Here is a 22,838-nt window from a genome sequence, read left to right as displayed (position 1 = left end):
GCGATGAATCACCCGCTCCGCACTCTGCGACCAGGCGCTCGGAGGGAGAGAGGTGGGTGTAGGTGTGCGTCGCAGGACACACGTGTTTGGGGGAGTTTCCCGACGGAGGAGGGGGCGACGTGACGATGGAACGGGCCGGGCAGGACGAGCGTGCCGAGCAGGCGGTGCTGGACGCGCTCGGGGCGGTTCTCGGCGCGGTGCCGCCGGCCGGCACGGGCTGGACCGACGGGCTCTGGGACCTCTATGAGGTGTATGAGGAGAGCCGGTCGGGGCGGGGCGAGCCGCCTGAACTGACCGCCGAGCAGTCGGCCCGGTTCGCGTCCCAGTGGCGTCGGCAGGAGCTTTCCGGTGAGGTCCGTGGGCTGGTGGGGGAGTTGCGCGAGCGGGCGGAGCGGGGGCGGGTCGTGGCGCCGGCCGCCGCGGCCGGTCTCGCTGTTCGGCTGGTGCGTGCCGGCCTGGCCTCGCATGAGGCAGTGAACCTGTTGTCGGGGTTCGGGGCCCCGCACGGCGAGCGGGGGCTGCTCGAACTCGCCCGGGACCGGGAGATCAGTGAGGGGGACAGGCTCTGGGCCCGCGAGCGGCTGTTCGCGCTGCGCCGGGACGGATACCGTGCCCGGGGTCTGCTGGTGGCAGACGGCGAGGAGCCGTTGCTTCCGGCCGCCGCGCGTGCCCTTCCCACCGGGATCGGGGGCGCCCTGGCCCTTCCGGTCGATGCTGTTCAGGCCCGTGCGGCGCTGGAGGCTCTGCTGCTGTCGGCCCCGCTGTCCTCGCCGGAGCCGCCGCCGGAGTGGACAGCGGGTTGGGACGGACTTGACGAAGGGGACGAATACCGTCCCGACTGGCTCGAAGTCCGTCTGCTGGTACGTGAGTTGATGCCCACGGCGCGGAAGGTCACCCAAGAGCGAATGGCCGAGGCGGAGCGGGAGTGCGTGCCGCTCGGCCTCGATGGCGGTGAGGGGGAGTTCGCGGCACTCTGGGCCACCCGCCTCGCCGCCTGGCTGGCAGGCGAGATCTTCGACGCTCTGAGCCGCGATCCCGATCCGGCGGCCCTGGCTCCCTGGTCGATGGACCTCGCCGAGCGGTACGTGCGGCGCGGCATGGCCGCCGAGGACGCCCACGCCTTCCTGCGGCGGACCGAGGACAAGGTGCCGTACAGCAGGCTGGTACTCCTGCGCCTCACGACCGAGACCTCCCATGCGTCGGCCTTTTTGAACCGGCCGGAGCGGTGAAGGCGAACAGCGTCGCGACGAGGAATACTGCCCCCCAGCAAACTCTTTGCGGCGGTGTAGTTGATTCCCTAAGCGGCCGTGGTAAGCCCCGGCTATTCGATATTCCGGGTCGCCGGAGACAACCGGCAGGAGTCACCATCCCGCTCGAAAGCGGATAGCGGGCGGCTGGATGGCGGATTGTCGCCTGCGGGCCCGGGACAGACGGGTGTCATGCTGACCGTAGAGTGGCCGCATGTCTGAGGTCTCCCCTGATCCGTAGCTTGCGTATGGCCGTTGAGGCGGCGCCCGACGACGTGCCGTTGCGGTTGCACTTGGGTAGCTTGCTCCTGGACGCCGGACAGTCACACGCCGCGATCATCGAGGCGGCCGTCGCGCTACAGCGCGTGCCCGGAGATGGCCAAGCCAGAGCGCTGATGGCACCCGCACTGGGGGAGGGGCCTGCTGACGGGACTCCCGTGCGCGAGCTTCCGCTGGTTGCGTCAACTCCGGCCACGAACAAGGGCGTTGATGGTACGTTCAACTGGGACGCCGCCACCGACCAGGTCAAGGACGTGATTCCACCCCGCTTCGTCGAAGCACCCCTTGCCACCGACGGCAGCGGCGACCCCGGCGAGTCCCCCGCCTGGGAGGTGGATGCGCCGGGCACGGTGCGTCTCGCCGACGTGGGTGGCATGCAGGACGTCAAGGACCGCCTGGAGGCCGCGTTCCTCGCGCCGCTGCGGAACCCGGAGCTGCGCAAGCTGTACGGCAAGAGCCTGCGCGGGGGTCTCCTTCTGTACGGGCCGCCCGGCTGCGGCAAGACGTTCGTGGCACGCGCCGTGGCGGGTGAACTCGGTGCGAGATTCCTGTCCGTGTCGGTCAACGACGTGCTCGACATGTGGATCGGCAACTCCGAGCGGAACATGCACGAGCTCTTCGAAACGGCCCGCCGACAGGCCCCCTGTGTCGTGTTCCTCGACGAGCTGGACGCCTTGGGCGGCAAGCGCAGCCGCACGCAGAGCGCAGGCATGCGCAACACCGTCAACCAGCTCCTGACCGAACTCGACGGCATCAACGCCGCCGCCAACGAGGGCGTCTTCGTGCTCGCCGCGACGAACGTCCCCTGGGACGTGGACATCGCCCTGCGCCGCCCGGGCCGCTTCGACCGCACCCTTCTGGTGCTGCCGCCCGATGCCCCGGCACGCGAGGCGATTCTCCGCTACCACCTGCGCGAACGCCCCATCGAGAAGGTCGACTTGGGCAAACTCGTCAAGCTGACCGAAGGCCAGGTCCGGCGCCGATCTCGCCCACCTGTGCGAGTCCGCGGCCGAGACGGCGCTCCTCGACTCGGCACGCACCGGTGTCGTCCGCATGATCGGCATGAAGGATCTCCTGGATGCCGCCAAGCAGACGACGTCGTCGACCGAGCCATGGTTCGCCTCGGCGCGCAATGTCGCGATGTACGCCAACGACGGCGGCATGTACGACGACCTGGTCGCCTACCTCAAGAAGCGGCGGATGCTGTGACCGAGCTGCACCCGACGGTCGAACAGGCCCAGGCCCTGATCGATTTCGAACGCTACGACCAGGCACTGGCGCTGCTCGGGCGCCGCGTTGCCGAGGACCCCGACGACGTGCGCGCCTGGGTCAAGATCGGCTACTGCCGCTTCCACACGGACGGTCCGAAGCAGGCGCTGGAAGCAGCCGACGAGGCTCTCGAAATCGCCCCCGAGGACTACGGGGCGCTGATGCTGCGTGCTCAGGCGATGACGGACGACGAGGGCTGGCTCAACGTCGAACCCGTACTGCGTGAGGCGGTCCGGGTCGCACCTCACGATTCCTACGCCCGGGCCATGCTCGCGGACGCCGTATGGCGAGTCGCGCTGGTCCGATTCGCCCTCGCAAGAGGCGGCGCCGGGAAACTGACTGCCGCCGATGCCGATCGGGTCTCCCGAGAGGCGGCCGACCTCGCGATGGAGGCACTGCGTCTTGGTCCCGAGGACATCTACGCCCACGAGGTCGCGCAACGCATCGCGTCCGCCAGCGGCAATGAGACCGTTTCCGATCAACTCGACGAGGCCATCCTCCGTATCGATCCCACCCACTTCGAGGCTGTCGCCCGGCAGACGAAGAAGGCCGCCCAAGCGCCGGGCGTGAGCGCCGCTCAAGCCGCCGAGCTGTACGCGGACGCGCTTGCCGCTCACCCCGAGTCCCCGTCCATGCAGCAGCCACTCGACCAGGCCACCTACCGCCTCCTGCGGGGCACTCGATGGCTCGCGCTGCTCTGCCTCATCGTGCCGGCCGCGATGATCAACCTCTTCCCTTCGGATGACCAGCCTTCACCCGAGCTGCCCCTGCCCATCGGCCAGCGCCTGTGGTCCATCGTGATCATGGCCGCGATCTGGGCCTTCGGGGCCTGGCGTCGCTACCGCAGGCTTCGAACCGGCACGCGGCTCAACCTCCGCTCGGTGATACGACGCGGCCGCTGGGCCCGCGTCGTCGCCGCCCAATCGGGCTGGGCCATGGCCTGCGCCCTGCTGATGGCCGGTTGCCCTTGGACAGACCTGTCCGGACCTCGACTCCTGTTCTGGGCGGGGCTTGCTCCCATGGCGGCCACCATTTGGTTCGACAGGAACAAGGCCCGCTAGGCAGTTTCCTGGCGACCCTGGCGGTTGGGTAACCCCGCGTGAGCACGAGTCGAGGCCGCTTGTGTAGGGCGACTGGAACCGCTTTTGATCGGACCACTTCGGCACGTTTGTCATACTCCTCATATGGAGATGCAGGCGATGGAGGATGCACGGCGTTGGCTCGCCGAGCGGGGTGTTGTCGAAGTCAATGATGGGTGGGTCGACAGCGAGGCGGGGCGTCCGCTCACCGCCAACGAGGTCGCACACTCATGGGCTTGCGAGGTGTTCAGGGACGAGAGCCTGGACCGGGTGGAGCAGGCCCGCTTGGCGTTCGGCCTGCTGGATCTGCTCGACGACTACTGGGTTACGTGCGAACTCCGATTCGCGGACCGCGGCGCGATGGGGCCACTGCCCGCCGACGTTCTGTGGGACGGCTATCGCCGACGGCTGGAAGCGGAGCGGGACCCCGAGGCCATCAGCTACTCGCTGTGGGCCGACTGGTTCGAGGATCGCGACACCAGCGCGGCGGCCTTCAACGAGGTGCTCGGGAACGACGTCGAGCGCATCGTGCCCGGGGCGCCAGACGCTCTGGTTCGTCGCGCCGGTCGAGTCCTGGCCTCCTCAGGCCCCGTGCCTTGGGACGCCAAGCAGAAGGCGTATGACGCAGCCGTGCGCCTCCCCACGCTGCACGGGCCGCTGTTCCAGGGTCTGTTGGCCAGCCATCACGATGTCTACGGCGACCTGCAACCGACGGCCGCGCTGACCCTTCTTGAGCAACTGGATCTCCCCGCGGACCTCCCAGATCTCGTGGAACTCCGTTCAGTGGTGGGGGAGTTGGCAACGGATTCTGGGGCCAGTTGTTGATCAGTCGGTTCGCGAGTGTGGAAGGGGGCGGCGGCCCTGCCGAGTGACTGAGGGGAGCACGGGGCGGCCAGCCGCCCGTCATACGCGGAGCCGCGCGTGTGACCAGCTCTTGCAAGTGACCCCGTACCCGGCCCGCTGGCGCTCCCCAAACGTCACCCTGTCGAACTCGGGCCGAGCAGAGTGCCGCAGTGGCGTGCGATCACGAAGCGCGCCGCAGGAGGGAGGGCGCGTCCCCGCCGCCAGGGATGCGCCGCGATACTGCTCGCCTCACTCCCAGCGGACCTCGTCCCCGCCTTGGTCCGCGACCTTGTGCAGGGCCTCCGCGATCACCATCGCGTCCTCGTCCGACAGGTGCGTGGAGAAGTGCCGGCGGATGCTGCGCAGGTAGATGGGGGCGGTCGCGCGCAATGCCCGGGCGCCCTCCTCCGTGATCGCCGCCCACGACACCCGCTTGTCCTGAGGGTCGGCGGACTTGGTCACCAGGCCGGCCCGCACCATCTCGTCGACCAGGCGGCTCACCCGCGTCCGGCTCAGTACGACGCGACTCGCCACCTCCTGCATCCGCAGCCCGCGCTCACCTGCGGCTTTGAGCTCCAGGAGGACGTCGTACCACGTCAGGGGGACGCGGCCGTCGCGCTGGACGTCGCTTTCGATGGCGCGCACCGCACTGTTGTGCGCGAGGAGCAGAGCCCGCCAGGCCTCAAGTTGGTAATCCCGCTCAGTCACGGCTCCAGTCTAATGCCTGTTGCATGCGTGCGCACGCACTGATTAGAGTGTGTGCGTACGCACTCATTAACGGTGTGGCGCCCTCGGTGTTCGCACCGATCACTTGGAGGTTGACGGCATGGCGATTCAGAACCTTGGCCGTGACGAGGTCAAGCGCAGGATCGAGGCAGGCGGGGTCAAGGTGGTTGAGGCCCTGCCCGAGTCGTACTACAAGGAGGCGCACCTGCCGGGCGCGCTCCTGCTGCCGCACGACGAGGTGGACGAGCGCGCCCCGGGCGTGCTGCCCGACAAGCAGGCCGAAGTGATCGTCTACTGCGCGAGCAGCAGCTGCGCGAACTCGGGGATCGCGGCCAGGCGTCTGGACGAGCTGGGTTACGCCCACGTCTACACGTACGAGGACGGCAAGGAAGACTGGCAAGCCGCGGGTCTGCCCACCGAGTCCGGCGTCTGAGCTTCACGGCCCGACGCGCGCCTCGAAGTCAAGGGACAGAGATGGGACAGGGACGATGACCAGTAACGCAGCAGCACCGACTCGTATCGTGGACGGCGTCGAACTCCCCGCCGCCGGGGCCTGGAAGGTGGACCCCGGGCACGCTGAAGTCGGCTTCATGGGGCGGCACTTCATGCTCACCAAGGTGCGTGGCCGGTTCACCGGCGTCGACGCCACGCTGCACATCGGGGAGCGGCCCGAGGACAGCAAGGTGACCGCGGTGATCGACATGGCCTCGGTGGACAGCGGCGACAAGACGCGGGACGACCACCTGCGCTCCGGTGACTTCTTCGATGTGGAGAGCCACCCGAAGGGTGTCTTCACTTCGACGGCCGTGAAGTGGGACGGGAAGGCCGGCAAGCTCACGGGTGACTTGACGATCAAGGACGTGACGCGCTCGGTCACGCTCGATGTCGAGTACCTCGGCCATGCGCGCGACCCGTGGAACAACGACCGCACGGTGTTCTCGGCCCGGGGGAAGATCAACCGCGAGGACTGGGGCCTGACATGGAACATGGCCCTGGAGACCGGAGGCATCCTCGTCTCCAAGGAGATCGAACTGTCGCTGGAGATCGAGGCGATCAGGGAGGTCTGATCCGCTGAGCCGACCTCTGGCGGCTGGGCTGTAACGGCCGGACCTCGGATGCGCTGCCGCGCCGGGGTCCGGTCGGTATGCCCCTGCGGCGTACCTTCGGCGCGGTCGGCAGTCTGCCGCCAGGGCCCGCGCGGTCCGTCGCCGGCGGCCCGCAGCCCACCACCACGCGCCCGCGACCGTCGACGGGCGGCACGCGCCCTGCCGCCGCGGCCCGCGGCCAATGATTGACCCCGCGAGACCCGACCTGACTCTGCGCCGCGCCTTCTGGGCGCAGGGCCGCTGCACCTCCCTGTGGCACGTCATCTTCGACATCGCCGAGGAGATGGGCGCGGTGGACATCGACGCCGCTCGCCGGCGCGCTGGACAGCGGCTCGGCGCGGGCGGCGATCATGGCGCGGTACGAGGCGGCTTGTGACGGCCGCGTCACCTGTAGCCCGCATGTGTTCCCGCACGACGGCACGAACAGAGCCAACCCCGGAATCGAGGCCTCCTGGGAGAACGGCGGCTTCGGCACCGGCTACCCCGTCATCGACAAGGACGGCCCGGAGATCTACGCGGACCGGCTGAACCATGCGGCCGGGTCGTGCCGGATTCGGGGGACAGGGGGCCGGGGAAGCCTGACTAGCCGCCATCGCCGTGCCCGGCCGTGTGGTGACCGACCACCAACTCCACCCGGGCGCGGCTGACGGCTGCGCGGTGCATGCTCGGCATTCGCCGCCACAGTGGTCATCAAGGGTTCACGGTCGGGGGAGGGGAGCAGGGGGGCTGCGGACGGAGCCCGGAAATGCCGGTGCCGTCGGCGACAGGGTGTCCGTATCCTTCGGCGGGTGAGTGTGATCGATGGTGTTCCAGGCCAGGTCGAGGTCGAGGTCGTTGTGCGCGGGGTGGGGGAGTTCGGTCCCTCTGTCCGGCTGTTCGATTGGTCGCGGGCGGACGAGTACGGGCTCGCCTTCGCTGTCGAGGCTGCTGATGACGGCTTGCGTGCACGGCTTGAGACGGTCACGGTGACCGTCTGGGACAACATGGGCGAGTTCTTCGATGGCCTGGCGCGCGATCTTCGTGGTTGGGAGGGCGAGCGGGTGTGGGGTCGCAACAACCTGGTGGTGACAGCGACGTTCGGCTCGGGTGGCCACGTGCATCTGAACTGGACGCTGCGGTCTGGCTCTCTCCCAGGCGACTGGCATGGCACCGTGACGACCGTGATCGAGGCCGGTGAAGGTATGAAGGCCGTAGCGGGAGGCCTGCGGGAGTTCCTGCGTGAGGAGTAGGTCCCGCCTGGCCACGCCGGGCCGGCCCCGGTCGGCCGGTGAAGGTCCGGTGTGAGACCGCTACCCGGGCCCCGGTCCAGCTCAAAGGGCGCCGCCGGGCCCATACACGCATGCCCCCGACCGGCCGGTGTGCTCGGGGAGGGCCCCGCCGGGACATCCCGCCAACTTTCGATCCTGCGCTACACATAGCCATACACAAACTACGTCCCGTGGCGGCGGGCCCGTCACCCGCGGAAGCCGTCGCGGCCCACGATGCCGCCCCGGCGGGAGACTTCGTCCTGAACGATCAGTTAGTCCTGCCGCAGGACAGCCAACGCGAAGGCCAGTCGGCGGTCCAGCCAACTCGCCTGCGGGATGTACGACTTGATGCCCTGGGTGTGGCCGGCGGTCAACGCGACCTCGTCCTCCGCGCACCAGGTGACCGGCTTGGTCGGACGTACGTGACTGCGGCTGTCCGCCGCCGTGGCTCCTGCGATGACGGAGTCGACGACGCCTGCGACGAGGCCGTCAGCACCCCGTACGGTGGCGTCCCTGCCACGCGCCGCGATCTGCTTGGCGCCACCTCTGGCCCAGTGGTAGCGGGCCACGATGTCGGGGTGCCCCGGCTGCCGCAGCCACCAGCCGTGCTGCACCGTGCGTTTGGCTGCCCCGGTCCGGAACACCAGGCCCAGCTCCCGCCCTGCCTGGTCCCGTACCGCATACCGCTCACCGCTGCCGCTGCCGCTGCCGCCTCCGCCGCGCACGGGCGCGATGGTGCACAACAGTTCTTGGGCTCGGGTGGCGTCGTACAGCTCGTACGAGCGGACCTCCGGGGCGCGTTGCTCGACGAACGCGGCGGCGGCGAAGTACCGCACCCCATCGAGAGTCACCGACATGCGCACCGCGCGCCGCCCACTCAGCCCCTTCTGACGGACGGCGGCCGGGCGCACCACCTCTCCGACCACGAAGGGACCCTCCGTGTCCCAGGGCACTGGGGCGATCTGCGGTTCCTCCCGCTTCCTGCCGAACACGGCGATCTCCTCCCCGACTCCCTTTCCTGTGGCGGGTTCAGCGCAGGGCTTCGAAGAGCAGGGCGAACCCGGCGAAGACCCCGACGGCCACGAGCATGACAAGCCCCGCGTACAGCGAGCACACCCACCCCGCCAAGATCGAGGCGAGCGCCCACCACCGGCCCGGCAGACGGTGGCGCCTGGCCCGCCGACGGGCCACATGACCCGAGATGATCGCCGTCCACGCGGACAACTCCACCAACACGAACCAGCCGGCCGTCGCCGGCATGTAGAAACTCGCCGCAGACGCCCACATGCTGCCGCTCGCCACGACGACCGCCACCATGGCCGCGCCCATACTGATCCCGGCAGCCCGGTTCTCCGGCTGTATCCGTACCTCTTCCACCACGTCAACCACGGTGCGCAGCCTAACAATCGCCGCACATGGTGGGAGTGGGGCCCTGGACTCCTCACCCCCGCAAGGCTGTTGTGGACTTGAGCGACGATGCCGATCGACCGAGACACCTGACCCACGGGCGCCCGTCGATAGGCTGGGGGCATGAAGTTCCAGCGCAAGGCGGGCGAGCCCAAGGAAAAGACAGAGATATCGGGCTTCGAGGAAGAGTCCTCCGGCTTCGAGTTCGAGATGCGTCGCTACTCGACGAAGGCGGAGTGGGGCGTCGAAGGCATCGCCGGCCGATTCGGCAGGGTGGTGACGAGCCGCACCAAGTACAGGCGGCGGCGGAAGAACGACTCCCCCGGTCTCGAAGTGCGTCTCCAGGGTGACCACATGCCGGCGACCGTCTATCGCGTCCTTGTCCTGGGCGATGACTTCCGGGAGAAGACTTCGCTGACCGTCGACGGCGTGCCTGTCGCCTTCGACTACAACCGCCGTGCGATCCGGTCCCGTTCGAGGGCTTTGCGGATCACCTATCTGGACCGCTCGTATCGGTATACGGTGCTCCACCTCCGCCGGGAGTTCGTCCTGGAGCGTACGGGGGTGACGGCCGTCCTTGAGGTGCTCAAGGACGGCGGAGGAAGGAAGGGGAGTCCCCGGCTCCGGGTGGCCACGACCGGAGATGTGGATGCCGTCGACATCGCGCTGGCGGTCATCCTGCACGATGTCGACACCAGCGCCCTCACATCGTTCGGCGCGGCCCTCGCTTGCGTGGGTGCCGTGTCGGACGTGCTGGATTCCTATCCGCGGCGTTCCAAGGGGGCCGCCGACTACAGCCACTCCTCCGATGCCTCGGACTCCTCCGACTGAGGCGACACCTCTGTCGTCGTCGCTGGCGGTCGTTGCGATCAGTGCCGTATCGGTTGGCGCCAGGCACCGTCCGGCGGAGCACGTGACCCGGATCCGGAAGGCATCCTGCCTGGCCCCAGTTGGCCCCAGTTGGCCCCAGTTGGCCCCGGTTGGCCCCGGTTGGGACCGGTTGGCACGACAGCCCTTTCAGTTCTTACGGGTGCGGTGGGCCGTGGCAACGAGTCCGCTGGGCAGCTCCGGGCCCGCGCATGCGTAGTCGATCAGCGGGTTCCGGTAGGTCGTGTTCGCGAGTTCCGGCGCCAGGGCGATCAGCACACTCAGGTCGTCGGACGAGCCGGACAGACGTGTGCGGTAGGTGGCCGGATGCAGGCCTGTGGATGCAGACCTGTAGATGCTGACCGCGGTGGCCATCGGTGTGGGGCGCGGGACCGGCCGGCCTATCCCTCATCGACCCCGTGGTCGCTGGCTTCGTTGGCGCGATCGATCTCGGCCATGTGCTCCTCCGCCCAAGTCCGCAGTCCCGCGAGCGCGATTTCCAGGGACAGGCCCAGTCCGGTGAGTCGGTAGAAGACCCGCGGTGGCACGGTCGGTTCGACCCGGCGGGACACCAGCCCGTCGCGGGTCAGGTTTCGCAGCGTCACGGACAGCATCTTCTGGGAGACGCCGGGCATTCGGCGTCTCAGCTCCGCGAAGCGCACCTCGTCCGGTGCGGCATCGGCCAGCGTCTTGACGGCCATGGACGTCCACTTCGTACCGATGCGGTCCAGCAACTGCCGTGTCGGGCACTGGGGGTCGAACAGATCGCCGCGTACCCCGCGGTCGGCGCCCCGGGCTCCGCGGGTTCCTCGGGTGGTCACCTGTGGCTCACCACCTTCCCTGAAAGTGCCGTCTGGGAAGCAGCCGGACAGTTACTTATCGTTCTGTGGTCACCAATGGTAACCAGCCGGAGGAGCCATCATGCCCCTGCCCGACGCCCCCGCGCACGAACTGCGCCGCATCGCGACGAATGGCGTCCAGCTCAACGTCGCCATCGCCGGGGACGGCCCCGCGGTTCTGCTGCTGCACGGCTTCCCCCACACCTGGCAACTCTGGAGCGGCATCATGGGGCGACTGGCCGGGCGGTACCGGGTCATCGCACCGGACCTGAGAGGCTTCGGCGACAGTGCGCGTGCTGTCGACGGTTACGACGCCGGCACCCTCGCCGCCGACGTCGAAGGACTCCTCGACGCCCTCGGCGAGGCCTCGGCAGCGGTGGTCGGCATCGACGCCGGCACGGCTCCCGCCGTCCTGCTCGCGCTGCGCCGGCCCGGCCTCGTCCGCCGCCTGGTCGTGATGGAAGCACTGCTCGGCCGCCTGCCCGGAGCCGAGCACGTCGTCGCGGGTGGCGTCCCGTGGTGGTTCGGTTTCCACGCCGTCCCCGGCCTCGCCGAGACCGTCCTGGCCGGCAACGAGGCCGCGTACATCGACTGGTTCCTCGACTCCGGGACCCCAGGGCGAGGAGTACCCGACGGCATCCGCGCAGCCTTCATCCACGCGTATACCGGGAGCGAGGCCCTGCGCTGCGCGTTCTCGTACTACCGGGCCCTGCCCACCAGCGCACAGCAGCTCCAGGACGCCGCCGCGACGGCGCGGCTGACCATGCCCACCATGGCCGTCGGCTCTCACCCCGTCGGCCCCGGGCTGGAACGCCAACTCCGTCCCCTTGCAGATGACTTGGTCGGACACCACCTCCAGGACTGCGGCCACATCATCCCCCTCGACCGCCCCGACGCGTTGTTGGCGCTCCTTGCTCCCTTCCTCGCCGCAGATCTGCCGAAGTGAGCCGACGCATGGCCGGAGGGCGCCCGACGGCTCCGACCGTTGTCGTGGGGCGCCGTGGTCCAGGTGGGGCGCCGGCGGCCGCGGCGTTCACGCACGCGCTCGCACGTCGCGTAGGGACACGGTGGTCGGCTGGATCCGGGTGCTCCGTCGTCTTCGGAGTGGCGTCAGGCTCGCGGTGTGTCGGGGCGGGTGTCGTACGCGGTGCGGGCGGCGCTGATCTGCGTGAGGTGCGCGATGCTCCACTCCAACAGGGGTGCGGTGGCTTCTCGCAGGGTCCGGCCGATCGGAGTGAGTTCGTAACTGACGTGCGGCGGCATGACGTTGTGGACGGTCCGGGTGAGGATTCCGTCGCGTTCCAGGCCGCGCAGAGTGACGGTGAGCATGCGCTGACTGATGCCGTCGACGGCCCGCTTGAGTTCGGTGAAGCGGCGCGGCCCCTGGCTGAGATGGCGCACGACCAGCAGTGACCACTTGTCACCCACGATGCCGAGCACTTCACGGGCCTGGCAGGGGTCCTCCGGAGCTGTCGGCCGCTTCGCGTCGCCCGCTGTTCCGCTCATGGTTACCTCCACAGAACCGAGGCACCTGAATGTGCCGTATTGATCGTGGTGTGTCGGGTACAGCACGATGATGTCGGTTCCTGAACCGTACCGGGGCACGGACAGGAACCGAAAGGTCTGCGCGCCCCACCATCCCAAGAGAAGAAAGGCCTGTCATGTCAACTTTCCTGCTGGTACACGGTGCCTGGCACAGCGGCCGGTGCTGGGAGCGGGTGGTCCCCTTTCTGGAGTCGGCCGGACACCGCGTCTTCGCGCCCTCGCTGACCGGGTACGGCGACAAGGCGCACCTGCTCGGACCTGAGGTGGGACTCGACACACACGTCGAGGACGTCGTGAAACTGATCCATGAGGAGGACCTGACCGAGGTGGTGCTGGTGGGCCACAGTTACGCGGGGTTGGTCGTCTCCTCGGTGGCCAACGAGGTACCGGAACGGATCGCGCACCTGGTGTACCTGGACGCGATGGTCCCGGAGCACGGCGAGAGTGCGGTCGACGTGCAGCCCATGACTCAGAACCTGATCGACTCGGCCGCCCGGTCCGCCACAAGCTGGCGCATTCCCCCGCTTCCCGAAATGCCTCCGCCCTACGGTCTGTTCGGGGTCACCGACACGGCGGACATCGTCTGGCTGCGCACCATGCTCTCCGACCAGCCGGTGCGCTGCCTCCAGCAACCGGTCCGACTGGACAACCCCGCTGTGGAGTCGGTCCCGCGCACACACATCCACTGCGTCACAAAGCCGGAAGGCATCGTGCGGCGCCCCGTCCCCACGACGCAACCCAATGGCAGTCCGGCGCGGGTACGGGAACTGCCGACCGGACACGACTGCATGATCACCATGCCGGCGGCCCTGAGCGAATTGCTGCTTGAATCCGCCCGAGGCGGTACCGAAGCATAGAATTCCACGACCGGACGGCCGCGCCGGATCACGTTGGTTGCGTGAGTCCCACCGCCGCCGCCGGCACCGCACCGACGTGGCTCTGTTGCCCGAGCCGTAGACGTGGCTCTGCTGCGTGGGCGGCAGAAGTGGCCCAGGTGTCGAGGGGGTTGGTGGCTCGGACGGGTAACTCGCTTAAATCCAGAGGCATTTGGCGCAGCTCTCGGTAACCATGGTGCTTCGCATCACGAAGCGCCGGATCGACGGCGCCTCGTGCGCATCGCTGTGGCGGTGCCGGACGATGGGAATGTTCCAGTGAATCTGCGAAGAACCGTCACCGTGCTGCTCAGTGCGGCCCTGACGGCTGCCGCGCTTGTGACCCCGGCCGGGGCGCAGACGGCACAGACCGGGGTTTCGGTCACCTACCAAGTCAATGCCAGGCACGATGGCACCCTGGTCGACTCCACCGTGGGCGCGCCGCCGCTCGATCGGAAGTGGTCCCGCGATCTGGGTGGGAATGTCTCGTATCCGGTCGTGGCGGGCGGGCACGTTTTCGCCACCGTCGCCTCGCCGAACGGATATGGCACCCGGCTCTACGCGCTGAACGCGGCGACCGGCGAGGATGCCTGGGCCCCCGTGGACCTCGGCGGCACCTACTGGTGGTCGGCGCTCGCCTACGGCGGTGGCCGGCTGTACGCGCAGAACTTCGACGGCGTCCTGACCGCGTTCAACCCGGCCACGGGCAAGAAGATCTGGAGCGTAACGCTGCCCGGCCAGTCCTCGTTCACCTCGCCGCCCACCTACTCCGGCGACACGGTGTACACCGGTGGCGGCGGGTCGGGCGGCACCCTGTTCGCGGTGGACGCCGCCACCGGTGCGGTGTCCTGGGCGCAGCGGGTCGGCAACGGGGACAACAGCTCACCCGCCGTCTCGGCCGGCGGGGTCTACGTCTCGTACGCCTGTGAGCAGACGTACGCCTTCGACCCGAAGTCGGGCGCTCCGCTGTGGCACCACGACACCGGCTGCTCCGGCGGCGGTGGCCGGACACCGGTCCTCGCCGACGGCGGCGTCTGGGTGCGGGACGACGCCGGGGCGGCCCCCGCGGTCCTCAACGCCGCGGACGGAAAGGTGCGCGGCACCTACGAGGCCGGCGGCTGGACACCGGCTCCTGCCTTCGACGGCCACCAGGGCTACTTCGTCGACGGCGGCGTCCTCCAGGAGCGCCAGAGCCGCACCCTTGACGCGCGCTGGAAGTTCGAGGGCGACGGGCACATCACGACGGCACCGATCGTCGTCAACGGCTACGTCTACGTCGGCTCGCGGACCGGTCGGCTGTGGGCGCTCAACGGCGCCACGGGGCAGGCCGTTTGGTCCACCGACGTCGGCGCGCCCATCAACGCGCCCGACGAGCACAACGTGTCCCAGCCGCTGACGGGACTCGGAGCAGGTGGCGGCCTCGTGGTGGTTCCGGCCACCAACCTGCTGACCGCGTACGGGCGTTGAGGCCGAAGGCTCCGAGTTTGCGTCTTGCGGTTCTGACGCTCATCGAGTCGTAGGGAGACCAGTTCAGTTCTAGCGTGTGCCGGGCAGAGGCTGTCGTGCCCGGCACACGCTGGGTACGGCTGTGAAGACGGTGGGCAAGAAGCGCCGGGGCAATGAGGGCGCCGTACGGTCACGACGTCGCAGCGACGGAAGTGGGTGCGTGAGGGCGGCCTAGGGAAGGACGACTGCTCAGACTCCTGATCTCACGGCCGTGATTCCCTGGCGAGCCGGTGCCTGGATCCTGTGGCGGTGGGCAAGGCTTCTCCGCCGACTGTTCATTGAGTGCGGAGCCGGCCCGCCTCGGTGGTGGTCAGACCGCTCACCGGGGTGTTCGCCGGATGCTGGGCGGCCTCCGTGTGATCAGGCGATCCGACTCGGGACGTCCGTGACCGCCCCGCAGGCCGTGAGGGCGCGGTCACGCCCACCGGGAGGGTGCTTGGTCGACTGCCTGTCCGCGCGAGGGGACTGCCGCGTCGAGATGGCCGCCGTCGTCCCCGGCCCAGGCGGAAAAAGGGGTGAATGGGTAGAATTCGGGTTGTGGGAGAGCGGCGGGCAAGTGCGGCGACTGCGCCCGAACTCGTCCTGGAGACGGACAACGGCTCCACGGTGATGAGTCCGAGCCGGGAGTATCACGTGGGGCGCGACCCCTTGAGCGACATCGTCTTCGACGACGCCCGCGTCTCGTGGCACCACGCCGTCCTCCACACCCAGCTCGATCACTGGACGATCGAGGACGAGCACAGCACCAACGGCACGTACGCCGACGGGCGGCGCATCCAGGAGTGGGACATCGGGCCGGGCAGTGTCATCCGTTTCGGCAATGTCACGGACGGCCCCTGTGCCGTGCTCGTCAGCCGTGCTGATCCCGAACCGGTCGCCGCCGAGCGCCCCTCCTCCGTCAGCATGCCCTCGGCCACGGGCACCTTCCGGCAGCCGACGACGGTGCGCCCGTTGCCCGACCGCACGGTCCGTATCGGTCGCGCCGACGACAATGATGTGGTCATCGACGACCTGGTCGTCTCCCGTCGGCACGCCGAGCTGCGAGTCCTCGCGGACGGCACGTACGAGATCGTCGACCTCGGCAGCCACAACGGCACCTACCTCAATGGACAGCCCGTGTCCCGCGCCGCGGTCGTGCCGGGGGACATCGTCGGCGTTGGCCGCCGCGCGTACTGCCTCGTGGGCGAGGAGTTGCAGGAGTACGTCGACACGGGTGAGGTGTCGCTCGACGTCCAGGGCCTGACGGTCACCGTGGACCGGGGCCGCAAGACCCTCCTCGACCACGTTTCCTTTCCTGTGGGCGAGAAGTGTCTGCTGGCCGTCGTCGGGCCCAGCGGCGCGGGGAAGTCCACCCTGCTCAACGCCCTCACCGGACTGCGCCCCGCGGACGGCGGCACCGTCCTCTACGACGGCCGCGACCTCTACCGCGACTACGCGGAGCTTCGGCAGCGCATCGGTCTCGTACCGCAGGACGACATCCTGCACGCCCAGTTGACCGTGCGGCGCGCCCTCGGATACGCCGCCGAACTCCGCTTCCCCCAGGACACCGAGAAGGCGGAGCGCCGGGCCAGAGTCAGCGAGGTCATCCGCGAGCTCGGCCTGGAACAACGTGCTGACCAGCCCATTCACAGCCTCTCCGGCGGTCAGCGCAAACGCGTCAGCGTCGCGCTCGAACTGCTGACCAAACCGTCGCTGCTCTTCCTCGACGAGCCGACGTCCGGGCTCGACCCCGGCATGGACCGCTCGGTGATGCACATGCTGCGCGGCCTCGCCGACGACGGACGCACGGTCATCGTCGTGACGCACAGCGTGCTCAGCCTCGACGGGTGCGACCGGCTCCTGGTGCTCGCCGCGGGCGGCAGGATCGCCTACTACGGACCGCCGCGGGACGCGCTCCCGTTCTTCGGCTTCACGCAGTGGCCGGAGGCGTTCGAAGCCTTCGAGGGGGACCGCGACCGGGACTGGGCCCGCGACTACCGGGAATCGGCGTTCCACCAGCAGTACATTGCCAACTCCTCCGCGCAGCCGTTCCCCGGACCCCTCGCGCGGACCGGCGCGGCCGCGGCCGCGCCCTTCGCGCCGCCGCCGAAGGCGCAGAGCTGGGGGTCCCAACTCCGCACCCTGGTAAGGCGATACGCGGCCGCGCTCGGTGCGGACCGGACGTTCCTCGCGATCATGATCGCGCTGCCGTTCGTGATGGGCGCCATGGCGCGCGCCCTCGCCGGAAGCAGGCTGACGCAGGAGACGGCGATGAACGCGCTGCTCATCCTCTGCGTGGGCGGAGTCCTGACCGGCGCCGCCAACGCCGTCCGGGAGCTGGTCAAGGAGCGTGTCATCTACCGACGCGAACGGGCCGTGGGGCTCTCCAGATCGGCGTACCTGATGTCCAAGGTCGTCGTACTGGGAACGATCACCGTGATGCAGGCCGTCGTCCTGACCCTGGTGGCCCTACTCGGTGTCGACCTCAACGCACCCGGCGGGAAAGGCGTGCTCCTGCCACCGCTGGCAGAGGTCACCTTGGCGGTGGCCCTGCTGGCGTTCACCGCCATGATGCAGGGGCTCCTCGTATCGGCCCTGGTGCGCAAGGAGGAGGTGACGATGCCCCTGCTCGTGCTCCTCGCCATCGTCCAAGTCGTGTTCTGCGGCGCACTCCTCAAACTGCACGGGGTGCCCGGCGTCGAGCAGCTCGCGTGGCTCGTGCCGTCGCGCTGGGCACTCGGTGCCATGGCGGGGACCATCGGCCTCGGTCGGATCGTCCCGGGGGATCTGACCACCGACCCGCTGTTCGGGCACTCCGCGGGTGTCTGGCTGCTCAATATGGGCATGCTGGTCGCCCTCTCGGTCGTCTTCGGATTCGCGGTCGCGAGGTTGTTGCGCCGCCACGAACCCGCCGTCATGCGGAAGTAGGAGCGTCTGCGATGACCACTGCGGACTTCCGTCCCACACATGTCGTTCCCCAGGTCGGGCTGCCCGCCTGGGAGGCACCGGACGTGAACCGTCCTACGGCCCCGCTGGACGCGCTGCTACCCGTGCAACTCGTCGACCGGCTCGGTGACTGGGGCCGGATCGTCTGCGCCAACGGATGGTCGGCATGGGTCGACGGCCGGCTCCTCGTCGCGGTGCCGCAGGACCCGCCGGGCGCGTCCGGGCCCCTGACCCGGACGGCCGACCCACGCCCGCTCCTGGCCAGGACCGAGGACGCCGTAGCCGGCTACCGGCGAGCCGCGGAGGATCTGGCGGGCGGCAGCGCCGACGGGGAGGCCTTCCGGCGCCGCACGCGCGGACTGCGGGTCGGGGTGGTCGTGGACGGCGAATCGGTGTGGCTGTACGACACCGAACACGAGCGGTGGGTGTATTGCGACGGGGCGCGGCTCAGTACGTACGCGACGGGCGAGGGGCCGAGCGTCGTGGGGCGCGGTGGTGGCGACGGGGAGACCGCGGTTGTGGAGGGTGATGCTGACGGGGGTGCGGGGGCTGGGGGCGTGCGTGTCGGCGGCGGGGCGGGGCCGGGGGAGACGCGGGTGGTCGAGGCGGCGGCGGCCGGGTCGGGGATGGCGCGTGCTCCGGTCGGGGAGGCACCGGATCGGCGCGGTCCGGGTGCGCTCGGCGCGAATGCCGGCGGCGGGGCGGGGCCGGGGGAGACGCGGGTGGTCGAGGCGGCGGCGGCCGGGTCGGGGATGGCGTGTCCTCCGGTCGGGGAGGCACCGGATCGGCGCGGTCCGGGTGCGCTCGGCGCGAATGCCGGCGGCGGGGCGGGGCCCGGGGAGACGCGGGTGGTCGAGGCGGCGGCGGCCGGGTCGGAGGAGGCGCCGGAGCCGACGCAGGTGGTCGAGGCCGATCCGGGGCAGGCTCCCGCCCCGAGTCATGCGCGGCCCGCCTCGCACGGTGGGCGGCCCGCCCCGCTCCTCCCTCCCGAGACGGCCGATCCCGATCCCGACCCCACTCCGCCGCTCCGGCGCGGTGACGGCTGATGGCTCCCGCACCGGGGGAGCCCGGCCCGAGCCCGCACTCAGGGCGGGCCTCCGAGCTGATCGGGAAGCGGATCGCGGGCTACCGCGTGGAGGCCGAGATCGGCAGGGGCGGCATGGCCGTCGTCTACCGCGCCCACGATCTGCGCCTGGACCGGACCGTCGCGCTCAAGCTGCTCGCCCCCGAACTCGCCCGCAACGACACCTTCCGGCAGCGCTTCACACACGAGTCACGCGTGGCCGCCGCGATCGAGCACCCGCACATCGTGCCGGTCTTCGAGGCGGGGGAGACGGAGGGGGTGCTCTACATCGCCATGCGATACGTCCCCGGCCGCGATCTGCGGTATCTGCTCGACCACGCGGGCCCGCTCTCCGTCGCGGCCGCCCTGCGCATCGCCACCCAGGTCGCGTCCGCGCTCGACGCGGCACACGACCACGGCCTGGTCCACCGCGACGTCAAGCCCGGCAACATCCTCGTGGCCAAGGGCACGGACAGCGACCACCCGGAGCACGCCTACCTCACGGACTTCGGCCTCACGAAGAAGTCGCTCTCGCTGACCGGATTCACGACCGTGGGCCAGTTCGTCGGGACCCTCGACTATGTGGCCCCGGAGCAGATATCGGGCCGCCCGGTGGACGGCCGATGTGATGTGTACAGCCTCGCCTGTGTCGTGTACGAGACCATGGCGGGCGGGCCGCCGTTCCAGCGCGACGACGACATCGCCCTCCTGTGGGCCCATCAGTACGACGAGCCGCCCCGCCTGACGGAGAAGAGGCCCGGTGTCGCCGCTGCCCTGGACGCGGTCCTCGCGCAGGCGCTGGCCAAGAGCCCCGAGGACCGGTTCGGCTCCTGCCTCGAATTCACCGCCGCGCTCCGGGCCGCGGCTGCGGGAGACACCGCGACGGGCCACGCTCCGACGCGGGTGGACCGCGCCGTCCTGGGAGCGACGGCCGATCCCGGCGCGCCTCCCGAGCCGCCCCGCTGGGCCCGGCCGGTCTTCCGGGACCTGGCCGGCTGATCCGCGCCCGGCTCAGGTGGGGCCCGCCTCCACTTCGCCCCGCCGGTGGATCCGCCGCGCGAACAGTCCGCCGAGGAACCCCGAGACCAGGCCCCAGGCCACCGCCAGGACCAGGGCCCGCCACAGCTGGGGCCGCAGCTCCACCAGGCCGGACAGGCCGCCGCCGATGTCCCCGATGCCGAGGAGGGAGAGGCCGTAGTGGGCGGACACGCCGGCGAGGAGGCAGACGGCGAGCACCGTGAGAGTCAGCGCCACGGCCATGTGCACGGCGTGCTGCCAGGCCCGCATCCGCTCCGGGGATCGGGCCGCCATCACGAACGCGGCACCGAGCACCAGGACCGCCGCGACGACAAGCAGCCACCACACCCGGCCGTCGTGGTCGGCGAGCGTGTTCAGGCTGAGCGTGGTGTTGTCCGGTGTGCGCAGCACGGCGCCGAGGACCTTCGGCATGGGCAGCCCGAACGGTCCGTCCACCCGGCCCTCCCAGGACGCGCCGAGGCCGAGGGTCAGGGCGAGCCAGACGAGGTTGGGCAGCCCGAGCAGCAGTACGGCGAGCGTCTCGGCGGCATGCCCACGCGTCACCACCACGACGAGGCCGACGACGAAACCCACGGCGACGTACGACAGCAGGAGAACCACCATCGCGAAGGCCGCGGGGCGTACAGACTCCTGGAAGCGCAGCAGGCGCCCGGGGAGCGGCGCCCCGCGCGATACGAGCAGCACCACGGCGAGGACACCCGCGAGCCACAGCAGTCCGAAGACCAGGGTCAGCGGCACGTCGGCCTCGAACCCGACCTTGGGCGAGGAGTCCGTGAGGCCGCCGATGACGCCCGCTGGGCCGTTTCCGAGCGCGATCGTGAAGTGGTGCCGAGCCAGCAGGCCGAGGCCGGTGAGGAGCAGGAGCCAGAGCACAGCGATCCGGGCTGCCCAGCCGGCGAGTTCCTTCGCGTCGGCGACGGCCCGGTGCCGCAGCGGCCGGAGGAATCCGGCGCCGATCGCCAGAGCCCCGGTGAGGGTGACGGAGAGCGGGAGCACCGAGAGTCCCGCATTCGACTCGGCGATCACCCCGGCGTCACCGGAGAGCTGCACCGAACCGCCGACCGCCATCACGACGACGGCCGCGACGACGCTCGGGAATGCCCCGTCGGGCAGGTCGGCGGCGCCGGCGGCCCACAGGCCGAGCCCGGCGACCACGGCCATGGCAAGCAGGGAGGCCAGCACGGCCACCAGAGCCTGGGGCCAGCCGTGGGGGGCCCGTCGGACCCGGTCCGCGCTCGGGGCCGCTGTCCGCCGAGGAGGTGTCTGCTCGCTCACGTTGTCACGCTAAGCAGCGTCGGTCCGGCTTGCCCGTTGGTGGGGCCGACCGCGTCAGCTTGCGGCCCCTCGGGAGCAGAGGCACACAATAAACGTGTAAGGGAAGAAACCGTACGCCGCAGATCGTCCCACGCCAGATCCCCTACGCAGGGAAGAGTGTTCGTGAGCGTCGAGCCGCCGTCATCAGGACGCCCCTCAGGACCGCCTTCGGGCCCGCTCTCGGGCCCCCCGCAGCCGAGCCCCTCCGGGCCGGGCGACACCGAGGCGGGCGCGACCCGTGCCGGCTCGGCGCCGCCTCCGGAGGCGGGGCGGCCGTCGGGGCCGCCGAGCGGTGGCGGGCGCGGCGACGGGCCCGCGGGGCCGGACGGCGGCTCGGGTGCGAGCCCCGGGCAGCCCCGCCCGTGGTGGAAGTCCGCGCCCCGCGTCGCGGCGATCGCAGCCGTCGTGGTGGCGGCGGTGGTGCTGGCCGTCGTCCTCACGCGCCCCGGCGGCTCATCGGAAGCCGGCGGCGAGGTGTTTCTCCAGCCCGCGGGAAAGGCTGGGCCCGACCCCTTCACCCCGTCGACGGCCCGCCTCGACTCCGTGGCGCCTTCCCCCAGCGCGCTGCCGAGCGCATCGGCTGCGGCCAATGTGACGCGCGGTGCCGACGGCGCCGCACCCGGTCTCTACGGCGGAACGCGGAACGCCAGCAGCTGCGACGTGCAGAAACAGATCAGCGCTCTCCAGAAGGACCCGGCCAAGGACAAGGCGTTCGCTTCCGTGGTCGGCATCCAACCGTCCGGCGTCCCCGGCTACTTGCGCGGGCTCACGCCCGTGCAGCTGCGGTTCGACACCCGCGTGACCAACCACGGCTACCGCGACGCCGCCCCCACCAGCTACCAGGCCGTGCTACAGGCCGGAACCGCGGTACTCGTCGACGACCGGGGCGTGCCACGCGTGCGCTGCGCCTGCGGCAACCCGCTGCTCCCGCCCGTCGCCGAGAAGGGCACACCGAAGCGAACCGGAGAGGCGTGGCCCGCGTACCGGTCCTCGGACGTCGTGGTCGTGGCGCCCGCCGCGCGGACGGTGAACAAGTTCGTCGTGTACGACCGGGACAGCGGCGGCTGGTTCGAACGGCACAAGGGCGACACGGGCGCCGGCGACACGAGGACGAAGCCGCCGGTGACGGCCCCTCTGTCGCCCCCGTCCGACTCGCCGTCCACCGACAAGTCCCCCTCGACGGACAGCCCGTCGCCGTGTGATTCGTCCGCCACCGGCACATCCTCGGCGGGACCGTGCCCGCCCGCGTCGGTGTCCCAGTCCGCCCCGTCCTCCTCGCCCGCCACGGAGCCTCCCTCCTCGCCCGCGACGGAGCCCCCTTCCTCGCCCGCGACGGAGCCGGCCTCTTCACCCGCTTCGAAGCCGGCCTCTTCACCCGGCACGCGGACACCCTCCTCCTCGACTGCCACGCGGCCCCCGTCGTCGGCCACGGAGAAGCCGCCGGCATCGTCCGAGCCCGCACAACCGCCCTCGTCCTCCGGGACGGGACACTCCTGACCCAGGAGGCGCCGACGGGATCATGCGTCGCTTCCGGAAGCCCGGCTCTTGACCTGCGTGGGCACAGCAACTACCTTGCGGTGACTATCGGCCAGAATCACGGAAGGAGGCGACCCGCGGATGCACACCAACTCCGATCTCGGTCGCCTCGCCCAGCACGCGGCCTGGA

The 22,838-nt window shown here is 70.3% G+C and carries 22 protein-coding genes and 1 pseudogene; 16 read left to right on the top strand and 7 right to left on the bottom strand.

Translation table 11 applies throughout. From position 1 onward, the window contains the following. Positions 1–119 precede the first annotated feature (119 nt). From CG740_RS20555 to CG740_RS20540, 4 genes and pseudogenes are all read left to right on the top strand, one after another. Positions 120–1,229: a hypothetical protein gene (locus CG740_RS20555; RefSeq protein WP_100576635.1), complete on the top strand. Its 1,110-nt coding sequence runs from the start codon at positions 120–122 to the stop codon at positions 1,227–1,229. Between the two features lie 266 nt (positions 1,230–1,495). Then, a pseudogene (locus CG740_RS20550) lies at positions 1,496–2,735 on the top strand (ATP-binding protein). Then, positions 2,732–3,856: a tetratricopeptide repeat protein gene (locus CG740_RS20545; protein WP_324901131.1), complete on the top strand. Its 1,125-nt coding sequence runs from the start codon at positions 2,732–2,734 to the stop codon at positions 3,854–3,856. Before CG740_RS20550 ends, CG740_RS20545 begins: the two are co-directional and overlap by 4 nt. Positions 3,857–3,979: 123 nt before the next feature. Beyond that, on the top strand, positions 3,980–4,699 hold the full coding sequence (locus CG740_RS20540; RefSeq protein ID WP_199846521.1) for a hypothetical protein: 720 nt from the start codon (positions 3,980–3,982) through the stop codon (positions 4,697–4,699). Positions 4,700–4,966: 267 nt separating this feature from the next. Here the strand turns inward: CG740_RS20540 and CG740_RS20535 are convergent, their stop codons facing one another. Then, positions 4,967–5,425, bottom strand: a complete 459-nt coding sequence (locus CG740_RS20535; RefSeq protein ID WP_100576633.1) for a MarR family winged helix-turn-helix transcriptional regulator — start codon at positions 5,423–5,425, stop codon at positions 4,967–4,969. Positions 5,426–5,543: 118 nt separating this feature from the next. Between CG740_RS20535 and CG740_RS20530 the strand changes: the two genes are divergently transcribed. From CG740_RS20530 to CG740_RS20515, 4 genes are all read left to right on the top strand, one after another. Beyond that, on the top strand, positions 5,544–5,876 hold the full coding sequence (locus CG740_RS20530; protein WP_100576632.1) for a rhodanese-like domain-containing protein: 333 nt from the start codon (positions 5,544–5,546) through the stop codon (positions 5,874–5,876). A gap of 55 nt (positions 5,877–5,931) precedes the next feature. Beyond that, positions 5,932–6,510 (top strand): YceI family protein, encoded by a 579-nt coding sequence (locus CG740_RS20525; RefSeq protein WP_100576631.1) that lies wholly within the window; start codon positions 5,932–5,934, stop codon positions 6,508–6,510. A gap of 220 nt (positions 6,511–6,730) precedes the next feature. After that, positions 6,731–6,925 (top strand): hypothetical protein, encoded by a 195-nt coding sequence (locus tag CG740_RS20520; protein ID WP_100576630.1) that lies wholly within the window; start codon positions 6,731–6,733, stop codon positions 6,923–6,925. A 412-nt stretch (positions 6,926–7,337) separates the two neighbouring features. Beyond that, positions 7,338–7,778 (top strand): DUF6228 family protein, encoded by a 441-nt coding sequence (locus tag CG740_RS20515; RefSeq protein WP_100576629.1) that lies wholly within the window; start codon positions 7,338–7,340, stop codon positions 7,776–7,778. A 290-nt stretch (positions 7,779–8,068) separates the two neighbouring features. On the opposite strand, the gene CG740_RS20510 is transcribed toward CG740_RS20515, so the two are convergent. Then, entirely contained in the window at positions 8,069–8,788 is a 720-nt protein-coding gene (locus CG740_RS20510) for a hypothetical protein (RefSeq protein ID WP_100576628.1), read from the bottom strand. Between the two features lie 37 nt (positions 8,789–8,825). Further along, positions 8,826–9,185, bottom strand: coding sequence for a DUF4190 domain-containing protein (locus CG740_RS20505; protein ID WP_159030368.1), 360 nt, complete (start codon positions 9,183–9,185; stop codon positions 8,826–8,828). A 141-nt stretch (positions 9,186–9,326) separates the two neighbouring features. Between CG740_RS20505 and CG740_RS20500 the strand changes: the two genes are divergently transcribed. Next, a complete protein-coding gene (locus CG740_RS20500; RefSeq protein ID WP_100576626.1) occupies positions 9,327–10,034 on the top strand; it encodes a hypothetical protein in 708 nt (235 codons plus the stop codon). Positions 10,035–10,220: 186 nt separating this feature from the next. On the opposite strand, the gene CG740_RS20495 is transcribed toward CG740_RS20500, so the two are convergent. After that, positions 10,221–10,445, bottom strand: a complete 225-nt coding sequence (locus CG740_RS20495) for a hypothetical protein (RefSeq protein WP_100576625.1) — start codon at positions 10,443–10,445, stop codon at positions 10,221–10,223. A gap of 26 nt (positions 10,446–10,471) precedes the next feature. Beyond that, on the bottom strand, positions 10,472–10,891 hold the full coding sequence (locus tag CG740_RS20490; RefSeq protein ID WP_100576624.1) for a winged helix-turn-helix transcriptional regulator: 420 nt from the start codon (positions 10,889–10,891) through the stop codon (positions 10,472–10,474). 100 nt (positions 10,892–10,991) lie between these two features. Here CG740_RS20490 and CG740_RS20485 point away from each other — a divergent pair, with 100 nt between their 5' ends. Next, positions 10,992–11,855 (top strand): alpha/beta fold hydrolase, encoded by an 864-nt coding sequence (locus CG740_RS20485; RefSeq protein ID WP_442802838.1) that lies wholly within the window; start codon positions 10,992–10,994, stop codon positions 11,853–11,855. A 164-nt stretch (positions 11,856–12,019) separates the two neighbouring features. Here the strand turns inward: CG740_RS20485 and CG740_RS20480 are convergent, their stop codons facing one another. Next, positions 12,020–12,415, bottom strand: a complete 396-nt coding sequence (locus CG740_RS20480; RefSeq protein ID WP_100576623.1) for a winged helix-turn-helix transcriptional regulator — start codon at positions 12,413–12,415, stop codon at positions 12,020–12,022. A gap of 155 nt (positions 12,416–12,570) precedes the next feature. Between CG740_RS20480 and CG740_RS20475 the strand changes: the two genes are divergently transcribed. The 5 genes from CG740_RS20475 (at position 12,571) to CG740_RS20450 (ending at position 19,819) form a co-directional block, all read left to right on the top strand. After that, entirely contained in the window at positions 12,571–13,311 is a 741-nt protein-coding gene (locus CG740_RS20475; RefSeq protein WP_100576622.1) for an alpha/beta fold hydrolase, read from the top strand. Positions 13,312–13,605: 294 nt separating this feature from the next. Then, positions 13,606–14,793, top strand: coding sequence for an outer membrane protein assembly factor BamB family protein (locus CG740_RS20470; RefSeq protein WP_234376392.1), 1,188 nt, complete (start codon positions 13,606–13,608; stop codon positions 14,791–14,793). A gap of 576 nt (positions 14,794–15,369) precedes the next feature. Continuing rightward, positions 15,370–17,739 carry an ABC transporter ATP-binding protein/permease gene (locus CG740_RS20465; RefSeq protein ID WP_234376391.1) on the top strand — a complete coding sequence of 790 codons (2,370 nt, stop codon included), beginning with the start codon at positions 15,370–15,372 and terminating at the stop codon, positions 17,737–17,739. Between the two features lie 11 nt (positions 17,740–17,750). Next, positions 17,751–18,803: a hypothetical protein gene (locus CG740_RS41935; RefSeq protein WP_442802837.1), complete on the top strand. Its 1,053-nt coding sequence runs from the start codon at positions 17,751–17,753 to the stop codon at positions 18,801–18,803. After that, the gene (locus CG740_RS20450) at positions 18,803–19,819 is read left to right on the top strand and encodes a serine/threonine-protein kinase (protein ID WP_100576620.1); all 1,017 of its coding nucleotides are present in this window, start codon (positions 18,803–18,805) and stop codon (positions 19,817–19,819) included. The genes CG740_RS41935 and CG740_RS20450 overlap by 1 nt, the downstream gene beginning before the upstream one ends. A gap of 12 nt (positions 19,820–19,831) precedes the next feature. Here the strand turns inward: CG740_RS20450 and CG740_RS20445 are convergent, their stop codons facing one another. Further along, a complete protein-coding gene (locus CG740_RS20445) occupies positions 19,832–21,133 on the bottom strand; it encodes a streptophobe family protein (protein WP_100576619.1) in 1,302 nt (433 codons plus the stop codon). A gap of 162 nt (positions 21,134–21,295) precedes the next feature. Between CG740_RS20445 and CG740_RS20440 the strand changes: the two genes are divergently transcribed. Further along, a complete protein-coding gene (locus CG740_RS20440; RefSeq protein WP_234376390.1) occupies positions 21,296–22,669 on the top strand; it encodes a DUF6777 domain-containing protein in 1,374 nt (457 codons plus the stop codon). Positions 22,670–22,838: the final 169 nt, after the last annotated feature.

This window comes from Streptomyces sp. CB01201 (genome assembly GCF_002803085.1).
GTDB lineage: Bacteria > Actinomycetota > Actinomycetes > Streptomycetales > Streptomycetaceae > Streptomyces > Streptomyces hundungensis.
This window is presented reverse-complemented; position numbering and strand designations above follow the sequence as displayed.